Origin of the sequence: Acinetobacter sp. AG3, assembly GCF_022343575.1 — a bacterium.
GTDB classification, from domain to species: Bacteria; Pseudomonadota; Gammaproteobacteria; order Pseudomonadales; family Moraxellaceae; genus Acinetobacter; species Acinetobacter guillouiae.
In genome coordinates, this window is record NZ_JAKQZD010000001.1 from 3,804,521 (window position 1) to 3,819,852 (window position 15,332).

Sequence of the window (15,332 nt, forward strand, 5' to 3'; positions counted from 1 at the left end):
TTCACATTAGACAGGGACTGCTTTACGACCTACTTTATGTCGAGCAATAATTGTTTTCATAATTTGTGCTGTTCCGTCACCAATTTGGAAACCTAAAACATCACGTAACCGTTGTTCCATTACTCCACGGTCATAGCCTGCATGACCAAAGGTCAACAAACATTGATGCACAACATCATAAGCCAATTTAGGCCCCCACCATTTGCACATCGCAGCTTCAGAAGTATGAGGAAGGTGGTTGTCTTTCAACCACAATGTTTGTAAACACAATAAGCGTGCTGCTTCAATTTGTGTCTCATAATCAGCCAGTGGCTGAGATACGCCTTGGAACGCAGTCAGTGGTTTACCAAAAGCTTCACGCTGAGCAGCATATTCCCACGCTTCCTCTAGAGATACGCGGGCAACGGCTAAAACTTGCAAACCGATCAAAGCTCTTGAAAAATCAAAGCCTTGCATAACTTGTACAAATCCCTTGTTTTCATCACCGAGACGGTGATTGACTGGTACACGCACGTTATCGAAAAATATTGACCCTCGACCAATCGCACGCTGTCCATGACAATCAAAACGTGTTGTCGTAATACCAGACAAATCCATTGGAACGAACAGCGCAGTTACACCATGTGCTCCAGATTCAACACTCCCTGTACGCCCAAACACCACTGAAGCATCGGCTTGATCAGCTGCAGAAATAGAGGTTTTTTCTCCATTTAAAACATACATATCACCATCGCATTCAATTTTTAAGCGTAAATTGGCGGCATCGGAACCACCACGCGGTTCAGTTAAACCAATAGAAAAAATTGCCTCTCCAGCAGTTAATTTTTTCAGCCAAGGGCCAACCACTTCAGGTTGTCCATATTCAGCTAAAATCTGACCATTTAAAGAAGCCAGTAAATTAATATATGAAAAACTCAAATCTGCTTTAGCAATAGCTTCATGAATAATCCCTGCAGCTAGACGCCCCATCCCTTGACCGCCATATTGCTCGGGTAACTCTGGCGCTATAAATCCCATTTCACCCATTTTTTTTACCAAGTCACGATCAAAGCTTCGACGCTGATCACGCTCTAAATAGCTGGGTGCAATAAATTTTTGTGCAAACTTTTCAGCAGTTTCAGCTAAGAATTCTAACTCTTCGTTGATATAAGGATTTTTACTCATACCCTAGCTCCTTACTTATAGTACTTACGGAATTCAGGTTTACGTTTTTCTTTAAGCGCATTTACGCCTTCATGAGATTCTTCTGTGTCGTAATACAATTTCAGGGCGTACATGCCCATCCCTGCAATACCTGCCTGATGTGCGGTATCCATATTAAAGCTACGTTTGGCAATAGCTAATGCTGTTGGGCTGCGTTCACAAAGCTCTTCCCCCCATGCTTGCACTTCAGCATCCAACTGCTCAGCCGATACACATTTATTTGCTAAACCAATATCAACAGCTTCTTGACCGGTATAACGGCGGCACATATACCAGATTTCACGAGCTTTCTTCTCCCCGACCACTCGCGCAAGGAAAGTGGTTCCATATCCTGGGTCAACAGAGCCCATTTTAGGACCAACCTGACCAAAAATTGCTTTATCGGAACAAATCGTAAGGTCACAAATAGTAGCCAATACATTTCCCCCACCAATCGCATAGCCCTGAACACGTGCAATAACGGGTTTAGGTACATCGCGGATCGCACTATGCAACTCTTCCACCGGTAAACCAATGGTCCCGCGACCATCATAATTTCCATGATGAGCAGACTGATCCCCACCAGTACAAAAAGCTTTTTCACCAGCTCCAGCTAATACAATGGCGCCAATATCACGGTCATAACCTGCCTTATTCAAAGCACGAATCATTTCATCGCAAGTTTGACCACGAAAAGCATTCATTTTTTCTGGGCGGTTGATCGTAATCCATGCCACACCATTTTTGACGTCATATAAAATATCTTCGAAATTCATTTTGCTCACTTCCTGTTCACTTTTATCTGTTTAGCTTTAATCATTCTTTATGCTTATTGCTGACCGGTCTTTAACCCGTCATGGTTAAGCCACCAGAGACACTTAATACTTGCCCAGTAATAAAACTGGCATCATCACTTAAGAAAAATGCAATTGAAGATGCCAAATCCTCTGGCTGTCCCAAACGGCCAAGTGGAATTGCACGTATAAAGGCTGCACGTAGTTTTTCTGGATTTAAAGCACCGTCAGTCACATCAGCAAGCAAAGCGGTATCAGTAGGCCCTGGGCAAATCACATTAATTTTTATGTTGTTACGAGAATGTTCACGCGCCAGTGTTTTAGAAAATGAAACCATTCCACCTTTACATGCGGCATATACAGCTTCACCAGAGGAACCGACGCGTGCTGCATCAGATGCGATATTGACAATACTTCCAGCATTGCGTTCTACCATGCCTTTTAATATGGCAAAGTGCATATTTAGCATTCCGATTAGATTGATCTGGATCAGTTTGTTCCATTCTTGCGGATTACTTTTGATAAAAGGTTTAAAAATATCCCAGCCAGCGTTATTGACTAAACCATCTACAGGTCCAAACGCGACTTCTATTCTCTGTACGGCCTGTTCAACTTTATCGCTATGGGTAATATCACATTGGACAGCCAAAGCTTGACCATTTCGGTTATTAATCTCGGCTGCCAATTTTTCTGCAGCTTCAATATTCATATCAAAGATCGCAACTTTAGCGCCTTCTTCTGCAAGACGTCGACATGTTGCAGAACCAATTCCACCTGCACCACCCGTAACAATGACTACAGAGGTGGTCCCACATGTTTGAACAACTAAAAGCTTATTTATAAGTGATACTCTGCTCTAGTTAAGCTACCTTATTTTGTTGTGGTAGCTGGTCATAGTAAAACTCATCTGGAGTCATTTTGTCCAGACTCGAATGAGGTCGTTTCAAATTATAAAATTCAAAATATGCGTTTAATTGCTTCTTCGCATCCAAAACATTGCTGTAGGCTTTGAGATACACCTCTTCATATTTAACGCTCCGCCATAATCGTTCAACCATCACATTATCAACCCATCGACCTTTACCATCCATGCTGATTTGGATGTCATTTGATTTCAATACATCAATAAATGCATCACTGGTAAACTGACTGCCTTGGTCTGTATTAAATATTTCAGGTCGACCATATTTTTCAATAGCTTCATTTAATGTTTCTATGCAAAATGTAACCTCCATACTAATCGATACTCTATGCGCAAGTACCTTGCGGCTATGCCAATCAATCACAGCACATAAATAAACAAAGCCTTTTGCCATAGGGATATACGTTATATCCGTAGACCACACTTGATTACTGCGCTGAATAGCCAATCCTTTGAGCAGATATGGATATTTGCGGTGAGCTTGATTAGCCTGGCTTAAATTTGGTTTGCAATATAACGCATTAATGCCCATTTTCTTCATTAAAGTACGTGTATGACGTCGTCCTATATGATGTCCTTGACGATTCAACAAATCACGCATCATACGGCTACCTGCAAAAGGGTATTGCATATGTAACTCATCCATACACCGCATCAGCTTCAGATCTGATGCACTCACAGGTTTTGGGCGATAGTAATAACAACCACGGGAGACTTTCAGCAGCTGAGCTTGCTTAGATACTGAAATCTGAAGTGAGTCATCGATTAACTTTTGTGGTTGAAGCGGCCCAGTTTCTTCAACACACCTTCTAAAAAATCAATTTCTAATGCCTGCTCACCGATTTTTGCATGTAGTTTTTTTAGATCGATGGGTGGTTCTGTTGGAGCTTTTGATTGATCGAAAGCTTGCGAGGAAGCTGAAATCAGTTGATTTTTCCAGTCGATAATTTGGTTTTGATGAACATCAAATTCAGCACTCAATTCAGCAAGTGTTTTTTCTGCTTTAATCGCAGCAAGTGCTACCTTAGCTTTAAAATCATTTGAATGATTTCTTCTTGGTCTACGTGCCATAAAATACTCCATATATTGATGTTTATAACATCATTTGGGGAGCAAAATATCACTTATAAGTGTTGTTCAAATTTCCTGATCCACCTCTTACTTTATTTTTTAATCCTTTCATTTACCTATCCCTACATCTATTCGTATCTAATTTGGATGGCTATTTTTTAATTTAGCGACTATTTAAAACACAATAGAATTATAATCTTTTTATGTCAATATATTTACATAATTTAAATTTAATAAAATATTTTATCCATAATTATCAAATTATTAAAATAAACAAAAATCAAATACATTGACATAAAATAACGACTGCTCTTATTTTTCACTTTAAATGGTGAACTTCATTAGGGAAAAATTAAATTTTACTGAATGCGTGTCTTTAACGCTTTATATCATTCGCCTATAGCAATCTGACTCGACTTTTTTTCAATTCAATCTTAAGTGCGTTGATGTAAAACGCTTGATCGCAGGGCATTTTAAATTTATTTTTTAAATGCTTTAATGAGAGATATTTCAAACATGCAGAACGGATTGAAAGAAGTCATAAAGATTGATTTAAAAAAATATAAACAATTGATTTTTAAATCAATTATAAGAAAACCGTATAAACTTTTGAGCATTACAGGGAAAAGGAATTAGTGTTATGATCAATACCCATAAGGTATACTCTTTATTATTTACTCGCGTTTCTCTTCAGGTTGGTCTTTATAATGAGTAATTCTGTACCCAAAAATTATGATCAATCCTTATATTCAGCCCACAATAGACTCTTTTTCAGACTGTTTCAGGTTGGTAATAGCTTAGACCGACAGTGCTCAAATGAACTCGGTATTTCACCTGTGCATTGGGCTGTGCTTGGTGCTTTATCTCGACCACATGTAAAATCAGGGATGTCTTTTTCAGATTTGACTGAATATCTTGGCGTGAGCCGTCAGAATTTAGATGCTGTTTTAAAACGCTTAGAACGCAATGGCTTAGTGGAACGTATCATCAATGAAAATGACAGACGTGCGAAAACTGTCGCACTTACTTCTGACGGTTTGAAAGCATGGGATAAATTACAAGATAATTTTTTTAATTTTTATGGACAGGCTTTAGACAAAATTGCCTTTGATGACGTCATCACATTGATCCACCTTTTAAATAAACTCAATGATGGTCTAAAAAGCATTAAAATTGAACCCTGAAATATTGAGCAGCAATTAAAAAAATGGTTATATCTTCATTTAAATGATTTAAAAATGAGCCTTTTTTGGGCTCATTTTTTATCAATTTTACCTAAAACTAAACCAGAAGTATCAACTTTAACTCGAATACCTAAATATCATTGATAGTGTTGATTTCGGAATTGATCCGCACCATCAAGGTAAACGTCATCGCAAGCAACACATTGGTAATAAAGCACTTGCTTGCATTTAAAATATAATCATTACCCGCTTTAATTGCACTGTTTTTAAAGGTGCAGTATAAGAACCTGAATCAGGTTTAGTTAAACAAAATGAACCAAAAATTTCGCCAGTGGTATTAACATGCTAAATATTTCTACTTTTGTACAAAATGAGTCAATCAATGAGAATACTGCTAGAACCAATCCAATTATTGGTTCCAATTAAAGAACGAAACTGGTAAAAACCTCATATTTTGTAGTAATAAAAATATGAATACCTTTCCTTAATTTTTCTAGCAATTCAATATCCATTTCTGATCTAAGACAAACTTGAACGTTGATGATTAATGAGTGACAAAGCAACTGCACCAATCAATCCTGCCAAAGCAATCACCATAAAATTTTGTTGAATAGGCAAATTTAAGGACACAATCAAACCAATTAATAAGGGTGCTCCAATCGCCCCTAATCGCCCCACGCCAGAGGCCATACCAATTCCTGTTGAACGAATAGCGCTCGGATAAAATTGTCCACAATAAGAATAAGCAACAATTTGTGCACCCGTTGAGCATGCCCCTACAGTAGCAATAGTGAAATACAGCATATTTAACGACATTGGCAAGGTCATGAAATACAGGAAAATACTCCCCAAACCATACATGATGACTAAAACCCATTTAATATGAAAACGGTCCGCCAACCACCCGCCACCAACCGCCCCAATAATTGCCCCCATATTCAAAGCAATAACAAAAGTAAGGGCTGAGCCAAGGGAATAACCAGACATTGCCATTAGCTTGGTTAACCATGTACTTAAAGCGTAAACCATAAATAAACATGTAAAGAATGCCACCCAAAACATGAGCGTACTCAATGCTCGCCCATCACTAAATAATAGTCCCATAGAGGGCTTAGTACTGTTGATGTTGTTTTCATTCACAAATTTTGTGTCACTATCGATTTGGAAATGCGGTGCAATTTGTACTACAAGTTTTTTCAATTCACCTTCTTTATTGTTTTTAGTTAAATAACTGAGTGACTCTGGCATTGATTTCCATATAAAAGGGATTAATACAACAGGAATGGCTGCAGCATAAAAAACAACTTGCCAGCCAAACTCTACAATGAACTGCTTACCTAAAACTGCGGCTAAAATACCACCGACTGCATAACCAGAAAACATTAATGAAGTCATCAAATTACGTATTTTCTTCGGGGAATACTCCGTCATTTGCGCAACGACATTCGGCATTACACCACCAATCCCTAAACCAGCAATAAAACGAATAATACTAAAAGTAATAGGATCTTTAGCTAAACCAGCGACTGCAGTAAAAACACTAAATAAAAAAACACATATTACAATGCTTAAACGGCGACCAATTTTATCGGCCAAACTACCAAAAAGCATTGCACCGAACATCATTCCAAATAATGCAGAACTCATCATAAATCCAGCAGTTGAAGCACTTACGCCCATTTGTTCCATGATTGGAGGTAAGGCTGCGCCAGAAACAGCAATGTCATATCCATCTAAAATAATAATCACCAAACACCAGATCAACACCTTTGCATGGAAGCGATTAAACTTTGCTTCACTTGCAATTTCTTGCATATCTACATTCTTCATGCGTCAACTCCTTGATCATTTTAATTCTTCTAAATTTATGAGTTGTAAAATCGCTTTCCCTTATTCTCAATCGCGATATCACTCATATTCCCTGAGCGAAATTCAAAAGTCCGTGTAATCTTTCTACTTTTCATCAGTCAGAAGCAGATTAATTTAAGCACCAATTTATGTCAATATATTTACATAAATAATTATTTAAACCAATTAAAATAAATGACTTAAATAAACTCACATTAAAATTAAATACACATATTGACGTAAAACAGATAAAACCATGATTTTAATATGCCAACTAAAGAAGCTGGCGCATGAGCGTAATGAATGTAATTGCCCAATGTGTTGCGCCGTATTGTGTTGGTTGCTATTGGGCTTTTTTCTTGGATTAGGAAATTGAGAAGGAATGAAGATCAAAAATATTATTTAGATTGACCATTTAAGTTTTTCTATTGTGGGGCTGTTAGGTAAAAGTCAACTATTCAAAGATTTTAATCACTTAAAATCCGCATATATTTGAAAACAAAATTATTTACTCATTCATCACTAATTTTTTTCATATTTATAGTCTTAAACGATTTCGCTGAGATGTTTATACGCCATCCAGTTATATCCAAAATCAACTAAATAACATCATAATATTTTGGGCAAAATTATAATTTTAAGCATGCAATAATAGAGTCAGTATCATTTTGCAAAGAATGGATTGAAGGTAAAAAAATCTAACAATTCAAACCCACCCAGCATATAAAGTTGATCCACTTCACATTATGCGATTAAAATATGGATAAATTTTTTCTTGAAAATATATAAAAATTTACAATAAAAATGAGTAGCTTAGTTGATTTCAATCATCACAAAACGAAATATTCCCTATTTATTTTCAGGTTTTTTTATGGTTTTTATAATTAAACAATGTATTCCTCTTAACTTTTCCATTAAAATAAGCCAAATATCTTTTTGTAATTCGTCACCACCCTCTCCTATTGTACCTATTGAGTGGTAACACGAATAAAACATGCCTTTGAAAATTCGCGTGGCTAATAAACTGTAATGACTCAAGCAACTCAGCATCCTATGGAATCCATTTCCAACATCCGTGTATTGGATGAATGGCAAGAAGAAATTCCAGAGGATTTATATATTCCTCCTGCTGCATTCGAAATTCTGCTTGAACATTTCGAAGGACCACTCGACTTTTTAATTTATCTGATTCAAAAAAATGGTTTCGATCTTTTACAGTTAGATATTGCTCCGATTGCAACACAATACTTGTCTTATATGGACGGTATGAAATCGTTAAATATCGAGTTAACCGCTGACTATATGGTGATGGCAGCATTATTGGCAGATTTAAAATCTCGCTTGTTATTGCCAAAACCAAAAACTATTCATATTGAAAAAGATCCAAAACAGGAATTAATCGATCGCTTAGAGACCTATTTACGGATTAAAAAAGCAGCTGAACGTTTAGGCCAGATGCCTGTTTTAGACCGAGATACTTTTGCGACCCATGTTGCGATTGGTCATATTCCAAAAGTGTATGAAGGTTATGACGTTGAGATGTTAAAAGATGCCTTGTATTGCATTTTTAACCGCCCTGAACCCATAACCCATAAGATTGAACAAGAACCTGTATTACTTGAAGAACGCATTGCTTATATCGAATATATGATTGAATCTGGAGAAGTTCTCAGTTTCCAAGAATTACTCAAGCCAAACCAAGGTCGAATGGGCATGGTGGTTACATTTATGGCAATCTTGGAGCTGACCCGTCAGCAAAAAGTCCAAATTATTTCTTCTGGTGTTGAGGCCCCGCTTGCAATTCAAGGAGCAACGGCATGACCATTGATCAAAATAATGCCTTTAATGTTGATGAATTACATCACGAAGTTCTGATGCAACTTGAAGCGATTATCTTTGCAAGTGATGCCCCTGTATCGCTTGCTCGCTTAAAAGAAGCATTTCAAAATCAGTATTCTAAACAACAGTTGCAACAGTATTTACAGCAATTGTCTGTGTTACAACATGGTCGTTCAATCGAACTTGTCGAAACAGCTCAAGGTTATCGTTTTCAAGTGCGGGCAAAATACCGCAACGTGATTGCGCAAGTTTGGCCAGATCGACCAACTCGATTATCGCCGTCACTGTTAGAAACAGTTGCAGTGATCGCTTATCATCAGCCAGTAACCCGTGCTGATATTGAGCAAATACGAGGGGTTACAAATAATAGTCAAATACTCAGGACTTTGTTTGATTGGAACTGGATTAAAGAATCTGGTTACCGAGAACTCCCAGGTAGACCCGCGTTGTTAGTGACAACGCCACAATTTTTAAATGCTTTTGGTCTAGTGTCTTTAGATCAATTGCCTCCCCTACAGGATGCCAAGGAAGCTTTTATGATTTTGGATGCGCAAGCTGCCAAGTCTTAAATAGGTGCACTGTTGATGATTATTTCTAAGGTTATGCTGTCATGAGTGAAAAATTGCAAAAGGTACTCGCACGAGTGGGTTTGGGCTCTCGCCGTTATATGGAAGAGGTCATTGCCGCTGGTCGTGTAAGTGTCAATGGGCAGGTTGCTCAAGTGGGCGAACGTATTGAACCAGGTGATGAGCTTCGCATCGATGGTCGTAAAGTTCAGTTCCAAATTGAAGACGAAATTCGTCGTCGTGTATTGATTTACTACAAACCTGAAGGTGAAATCTGTTCTCGTAATGATCCAGAATCTCGCCCGACTGTGTTTGATCATTTACCCCCGATTTCCAATGACCGTTGGGTAATGGTGGGTCGTCTAGATATCAACTCAACAGGTTTATTACTTTTTACAAATGATGGTGAACTTGCCAATCGTTTAATGCATCCCTCAAATGAAATCGAACGTGAATATGCGGTTCGAGTCATGGGTGAAGTAACGCCTCAACTCAAAAACAACATGACAAATGGCGTTGTTTTAGATGATGGTCCAGCAAAATTTGAATCTTTCTCTGAAATTGGTGGTGAAGGGATCAATCGCTGGTACCAAGTCGTTGTAAAAGAAGGTCGTAACCGTGAGGTTCGCCGTATTTTTGAATCACAAGGTCTAAAAGTAAGTCGCTTGCTCCGTACTCGTTACGGTACTGTGATTTTGCCTCGTGAACTTCGTACAGGTCGTTGGATGGAACTTGATAAAACTGATATCGATAATTTAACCAAAGCTGTTGAACTGAAACCACGTCAAGGCACAGGTTTATTTGGTATGGCAAAACGTCGTACTGAACGTATGCAAGACAAACCTATGGCTGCGCGTCGCGGTGGGTTCCTGCGTCAACAACGTCGTGATAGCGAAGGTGAAGAAGCTCACAACCATCAAAATGATCGTCGTGACGCTCAGCCAAGTGCAAACCAATATGGTCAAAACCGCACTGAAAATCGTACTGACAATCGCAATGAACGCTCTGAAAACCGCTTTAATAAAGCACGTTCTGGTGGCAACAGCTACAACAATGACCGTGCTGACAACCGTGGCAATAGTTTTAATAGCAACCGTTCTGAAAACCGTTATGGCAATCAACAAAACCGTAATCGTTCAGAAGGTCGTTATAATCCAAACGAGCGTCTAGATCGTTCAGATCGCCAAGAACGTAGTGAACAACCTGAAAAGAAAAAACCGTTTGTTGTGACAAAAGGTTTTAAAAAGTTCTAAGTTCTAAATAGACTTAAAGAGCAAAAGCCACTATTTTTAAATAGTGGCTTTTTTTCGTTTAAACTATGCGCTACATCATGCATTAAGGTTTAAATATATTCCTGTAGGCTATGCCTCAGCTTGTGCTGTAAACAAAACAGAGCAAAACCCTTTAAGCAATATGATCTTAATATGGTAATAACAATATGAATAAAAAATACCTGATCCTCATTCCCTTATTTCTTATCTGGTTTATTGCGTCTATATCGATAGCATATCAAGGGCTGTTTTATTCAGAGTATCTGATCAATTTTCTTAGAAAGAAACCACAGGATTATGGTTATCCACTTTTTCAGGTTGTCATTTTATGCTTAATTTATGGCCTATGGATGTGGAGCTATGCCTATTTACTTTGCTCAGAAACAGCCATTCGCAGACCATTTCTTAGCTATACAGTCTGTTCAATCTTACCGATTGTTATTCCAGTCTATGGCGTAATAATACTGATTTACTCACCACCCGATATAATCACTTTTATTCTAATCAGTTGTGCAACCAGCCTATTTCATTTTTTATTATTGCCTATTCTTATGCCTATCTATCGCAAGTATATTTATCCTAAACAAAACGCATCAGTTTAATCGTGTTATATATCAATAAAAATACTCCTTACGCCACTACAACTGTAGCTCTCCCACTTCGAAAAAAAGGGAGAGCTAGCTGAGACTAAATTAATTAACTTTAGTAAAACCCCCTCCTTTTTCAAAGGTGAGAAGTATCAACTTCGCAAAGAGGAAGATTTAAAACCCTTAACGGACTGACAGCAACTGAATCCAGCAGCTCTCACATAGCAAAAATCTAAACCACCTGTCTGCTTCCTTGTGGAATTGAACTCAGTAAGCGTTTGGTATAGTCATGTTGTGGCGACTGATATAACTCATCCGAATTAGCAATTTCAACGATATCACCGTGGTTCATCACCATAATTTGATCCGAAATATATTTCACCACAGATAAATCATGTGAAATAAAAATATAACTTAAGCCAAATTCATCTTGCAGATCTTGAAGTAAGTTTAGGACTTGTGCTTGAACCGATACATCAAGTGCCGAGACTGATTCATCACAGATTAAAATTTCAGGTTTTAAGGTTAAACAGCGTGCGATTGCAATACGTTGGCGTTGCCCCCCAGAAAACTCATGTGGATAACGATCAAAAGCTTGCGTAGGTAAGCTCACTCTTTCCAGTAATTCCAAAGCCATCTTTTTACGTTCATTATCATTTGCACCAATTTTATGAACTTGCATCGGCTCCATCAAAATTTGCCCCACGGTAAAACGCGGATTAAGTGAGGCATAGGGATTCTGAAAGATAATCTGAATCTTACGTTGATACTGGGCAAACTCTTTTTCAGACATTGCCAAAATATCTTTACCTTGAAATAAAGCTTGGCCGCCAGAAGCTTGTTGCAAACGCATCAACAATAAACCAATGGTGGTTTTACCTGAGCCTGACTCCCCCACGAGCCCTAAAGTCTTCCCTTTCGCCAGTTGGAAAGATGCCCCTTTGACTGCTTGAAATTCATCTTTGCCAAACAATCCTTTACGGCTAAAAAATGATTTTTTTAAATCACGCACATCTAAAATAATTTCTTCACCGCCAACAAGGCCGCGCTTGCGCTCCGCAAAATCCACCTCAGGCAAACTCACCACCTCAGTCACAGGTGCATCTTGGGCTTGCATAAAATCACTAATGACCGGTAAGCGATATGGACGATGAGAAAGTTGTGGACGGCATAATAATAATGCTTTGGTATAGGCATCTTGTGGCTGTTCTAAAACAGCTTTTGCGAAACCTTGTTCACGAATTTCACCATGACGCATCACAATCACTTCATCGGCAATTTCACTCACCAATGCCAAGTCATGGGTAATAAACAACATCGACATTTGACGGCGCTTACGTAAAGCCTCCAACAAATCTAATATTTGTTTTTGGATGGTGACATCTAATGCAGTAGTCGGTTCATCGGCAATCAGTAATTTCGGTTCACAGGCGATTGCCATGGCAATCATGACCCGTTGCTGTTGACCACCAGACAGTTGACTGGGGTAAGCATCAATCTTGCTTTCAGGGGATGGAATCCCCACTTCAGTGAGTAATTCTAAAGTGCGTTGTCGTGCTTGTTTACGCCCCATATTTAAATGAATACGCATAATTTCAGCAATTTGATCACCCACTGTAAACACAGGATTAAGTGACGACATTGGTTCCTGAAAAATCATAGCAATGTCTTTACCACATATTGCACGCATTTGTTTACTGCTTAAACTGAGTAAATCTTTGCCTTCAAAAATAATTTTACTGTTTTCAGCAATACGGGATTGGCCTTTGGGTAATAAACCCATGGTTGCCAATGAAGTTACTGATTTGCCACTGCCAGATTCCCCAACCAAAGCCACGGTGGTATTGGCAGGAATCTGAAATGAAATACCTTTTACGGTTTCAATAAATTGCTTATTTTCACCCTTAAAACTCACACTCAGATTTTCAACACTGAGTAGCACAGGAGGTGTCGCTTGTTGTTCTGACATCTTTAAGCTCCTTATTTTAGTTTAGGGTCTAATGCATCACGTAATGCATCTGTAAACATTGAAAATGCGGTCACAAGCACGGCCATGGCTACTGAGGCTGCCACCAATTGCCACCATTTACCTAAAATCAGCTCACTTTGCGCTTCATTCAACATACTGCCCCATGACACCACCCCCACAGGTACACCAAAGCCCAAGAAGCTTAAAATCACTTCAGACTTAATAAATGCAACCACCAAGATCGACATCTGAACCAAAGCAATATGGCTTACATTAGGGAAAATATGCACAAACATCCGTCGGGTATTACTGACACCAATCGCTTTGGCTGCCAGCACATACTCGCGTGAATTATGTTTCATATATTCAGCACGAATTAAACGAAATACCCCAGTCCAACCTGTTAATCCAAGAATTAAAACAATGGAAAGAATGCCCTTTTGTTGCAATACAGCGGCAATCGCCAATACCAACAATAGATAAGGTATCGAGGTAAAAATGTTATAAAACCAGTTTAGAACATCGTCGACCCAACCACCAAAATAACCAGCGATTGCCCCTAAGAATGTACCGATAACCACGGCCAATAACGCCGAGATTAAGCCCACAATAATTGACGTTTCTGCGCCTTTAATGGTTTTGAGTACAACATCCTGTCCCCATTTATCCGCACCAAAAGGCAAGGTTTGTTTGAGTTCACTTTGCTGATCAAGTAAATGCCCACCCAATTGCTGATCAATGGCTTTCATATCTTCTGCAAGCGGATCTTGAATACCGTAGTAGTCAATCGCGCCACCTGAAGCTTGTTCTGTTGCAATTTCAGTATTTAACTCTTTGATCACATCTTTTAAAGGATCAACAGGATTTTCAGGTAAGGCCTCTACAGTTGCGGCTTTCTTTGCAGAATCTTGTGTATTTTGATCTGCCCCGATAAATGTAGGTGGCGCATAACTCACGGCTACTTCTTTATTCCAATTTGATGCAATCACACCCGTCATGGAGAGTACCAATATGATGAAATAACACAGCAACACCAATAGCGACAGCATAGCAATACGATCTGCTTTTAAACGTCGCATCGCCAATCGCCATAAACCGGGAGAAGTCTGTTGTTCTTGGGCGTCTACTTTTTTCGATAAAATTCCGAGCATCATCCCACCTACTTCAACTGTACGCGTGGATCAACCACTTTATAAATCAAATCAGCAATCAGGTTAAAAATCATGGTCGCAGCGGCAACATAGACCGTGATTGCCTTAATCACTGGAAAGTCGCTTCGTTCTACTGCAATAATGACTTCTCGCCCAATCCCCGGAATACCAAAAAATCGCTCAATTAAAAATGCCCCAATCAACAACGCTGGCAGGCTCGACATCACGTCAGTAATAATCGGAATAGATGCATTACGCAGTACATGTACACCTAAGATACGTCCCTCACCGACCCCTTTTGCCCGTGCAGTACGGACATAGTCCTGATTGACTTCATCCAAGACAAAGCTACGGTATAGACGTAAAGTCGGTGCAATACTCACCACCAACATGATTAAGATTGGCAATAGTGCGTATTGCAATAGATTTTCACTGAGACTATCGCTCCAACCTTGTACCGGAAACCATCCCAGCTTATAGGCAAGACCGTATTGAAATACGATGATATAGACCAAAATACTGATCGACATCCCAATGGTACATAACAACATCACCATACGATCCGTCAATGAACCACGTACTGAAGCAACAGCCAAAGCCAGAATGATTGAAATCACGGTTTGTAAAATTGTCAGTGGAATAATGATGGTCAGTGATGGACCTAAACGGGTCAGGATAATGTTTGAAACCGATTCCCCAGTACTCCAGCTATTGCCATAATCAAAAGTCAGGATTTGCTTAATAAAAATCCACAATTGGACATAATATGGTTGATCTACCCCAAGTTGCTGACGAATATTTTCAATCTGTTCAGGGTTTGCCATTTTTCCAGCAAGGATATAAGCAGGATCTCCGCCCACCCAGTTAAATAGAAAGAAAATCAGCAACACGACTCCCAACATGGTCGGAATCATTTGCCATATACGGCGCGTGATATATGCCAGCATA

12 protein-coding genes and 1 pseudogene are annotated in these 15,332 nt (G+C 38.9%); 5 read left to right on the forward strand and 8 right to left on the reverse strand.

Annotation, left to right across the window (positions count from 1 at the left end; all coding sequences use genetic code 11):
- Window positions 1-6: 6 nt before the first annotated feature.
- From aliB to L3V46_RS17755, 4 genes are all read right to left on the reverse strand, one after another.
- Complete coding sequence (gene aliB / locus L3V46_RS17740) at window positions 7-1,164, reverse strand: cyclohexanecarboxyl-CoA dehydrogenase (protein WP_239046389.1); 1,158 nt, start codon at window positions 1,162-1,164, stop codon at window positions 7-9.
- 11 nt (window positions 1,165-1,175) lie between these two features.
- The gene (gene badI, locus L3V46_RS17745; RefSeq protein ID WP_239046390.1) at window positions 1,176-1,958 is read right to left on the reverse strand and encodes a 2-ketocyclohexanecarboxyl-CoA hydrolase; all 783 of its coding nucleotides are present in this window, start codon (window positions 1,956-1,958) and stop codon (window positions 1,176-1,178) included.
- A 70-nt stretch (window positions 1,959-2,028) separates the two neighbouring features.
- On the reverse strand, window positions 2,029-2,817 hold the full coding sequence (locus L3V46_RS17750) for a glucose 1-dehydrogenase (protein ID WP_239046793.1): 789 nt from the start codon (window positions 2,815-2,817) through the stop codon (window positions 2,029-2,031).
- A 19-nt stretch (window positions 2,818-2,836) separates the two neighbouring features.
- Window positions 2,837-3,969 (reverse strand): IS3 family transposase gene (locus L3V46_RS17755; protein WP_225367773.1). Its coding sequence is split into 2 segments (ribosomal slippage): window positions 2,837-3,717 and window positions 3,717-3,969, totalling 1,134 coding nucleotides; the frame shifts between segments, so codons are not numbered across the junction.
- Window positions 3,970-4,676: 707 nt separating this feature from the next.
- Between L3V46_RS17755 and L3V46_RS17760 the strand changes: the two genes are divergently transcribed.
- A complete protein-coding gene (locus L3V46_RS17760) occupies window positions 4,677-5,153 on the forward strand; it encodes a MarR family transcriptional regulator (protein WP_239046391.1) in 477 nt (158 codons plus the stop codon).
- Between the two features lie 519 nt (window positions 5,154-5,672).
- Here the strand turns inward: L3V46_RS17760 and L3V46_RS17765 are convergent.
- Window positions 5,673-6,983, reverse strand: a complete 1,311-nt coding sequence (locus L3V46_RS17765) for an MFS transporter (protein ID WP_239046392.1) — start codon at window positions 6,981-6,983, stop codon at window positions 5,673-5,675.
- Between the two features lie 1,047 nt (window positions 6,984-8,030).
- On the opposite strand from L3V46_RS17765, the gene L3V46_RS17770 reads away from it, so the two are divergent.
- The 4 genes and pseudogenes from L3V46_RS17770 (at window position 8,031) to L3V46_RS17785 (ending at window position 11,279) form a co-directional block, all read left to right on the forward strand.
- Complete coding sequence (locus tag L3V46_RS17770) at window positions 8,031-8,822, forward strand: ScpA family protein (RefSeq protein ID WP_004819259.1); 792 nt, start codon at window positions 8,031-8,033, stop codon at window positions 8,820-8,822.
- Entirely contained in the window at window positions 8,819-9,409 is a 591-nt protein-coding gene (scpB, locus tag L3V46_RS17775; RefSeq protein ID WP_004722881.1) for an SMC-Scp complex subunit ScpB, read from the forward strand. The genes L3V46_RS17770 and scpB overlap by 4 nt, the downstream gene beginning before the upstream one ends.
- A 41-nt stretch (window positions 9,410-9,450) precedes the next feature.
- Window positions 9,451-10,296, forward strand: a pseudogene (rluB, locus tag L3V46_RS17780) (23S rRNA pseudouridine(2605) synthase RluB); the annotation flags it as partial.
- Between the two features lie 548 nt (window positions 10,297-10,844).
- The gene (locus L3V46_RS17785; RefSeq protein WP_239046393.1) at window positions 10,845-11,279 is read left to right on the forward strand and encodes a hypothetical protein; all 435 of its coding nucleotides are present in this window, start codon (window positions 10,845-10,847) and stop codon (window positions 11,277-11,279) included.
- A 217-nt stretch (window positions 11,280-11,496) separates the two neighbouring features.
- Here L3V46_RS17785 and L3V46_RS17790 read toward each other — a convergent pair whose 3' ends face one another.
- From L3V46_RS17790 to L3V46_RS17800, 3 genes are read right to left on the reverse strand one after another with little or no spacing between them, the layout of a single operon-like run.
- Window positions 11,497-13,233: an ABC transporter ATP-binding protein gene (locus L3V46_RS17790; RefSeq protein WP_239046394.1), complete on the reverse strand. Its 1,737-nt coding sequence runs from the start codon at window positions 13,231-13,233 to the stop codon at window positions 11,497-11,499.
- Window positions 13,234-13,244: 11 nt separating this feature from the next.
- Window positions 13,245-14,384: an ABC transporter permease gene (locus L3V46_RS17795; protein WP_056515294.1), complete on the reverse strand. Its 1,140-nt coding sequence runs from the start codon at window positions 14,382-14,384 to the stop codon at window positions 13,245-13,247.
- A gap of 8 nt (window positions 14,385-14,392) precedes the next feature.
- The gene (locus tag L3V46_RS17800) at window positions 14,393-15,331 is read right to left on the reverse strand and encodes an ABC transporter permease (RefSeq protein ID WP_004722891.1); all 939 of its coding nucleotides are present in this window, start codon (window positions 15,329-15,331) and stop codon (window positions 14,393-14,395) included.
- Between the last annotated feature and the right edge of the window lies 1 nt (window position 15,332).

Coding starts and splice junctions, on each gene's coding strand:
- L3V46_RS17790 (WP_239046394.1), bottom strand. CDS start 13,233: ATGTCAGAACAACAAGCGACACCTCCTGTGCTACTCAGTGTTGAAAAT.
- aliB (WP_239046389.1), bottom strand. CDS start 1,164: ATGAGTAAAAATCCTTATATCAACGAAGAGTTAGAATTCTTAGCTGAA.
- badI (WP_239046390.1), bottom strand. CDS start 1,958: ATGAATTTCGAAGATATTTTATATGACGTCAAAAATGGTGTGGCATGG.
- L3V46_RS17765 (WP_239046392.1), bottom strand. CDS start 6,983: ATGAAGAATGTAGATATGCAAGAAATTGCAAGTGAAGCAAAGTTTAAT.
- L3V46_RS17795 (WP_056515294.1), bottom strand. CDS start 14,384: ATGCTCGGAATTTTATCGAAAAAAGTAGACGCCCAAGAACAACAGACT.
- L3V46_RS17785 (WP_239046393.1), top strand. CDS start 10,845: ATGAATAAAAAATACCTGATCCTCATTCCCTTATTTCTTATCTGGTTT.
- L3V46_RS17760 (WP_239046391.1), top strand. CDS start 4,677: ATGAGTAATTCTGTACCCAAAAATTATGATCAATCCTTATATTCAGCC.
- L3V46_RS17770 (WP_004819259.1), top strand. CDS start 8,031: ATGACTCAAGCAACTCAGCATCCTATGGAATCCATTTCCAACATCCGT.
- L3V46_RS17800 (WP_004722891.1), bottom strand. CDS start 15,331: ATGCTGGCATATATCACGCGCCGTATATGGCAAATGATTCCGACCATG.
- scpB (WP_004722881.1), top strand. CDS start 8,819: ATGACCATTGATCAAAATAATGCCTTTAATGTTGATGAATTACATCAC.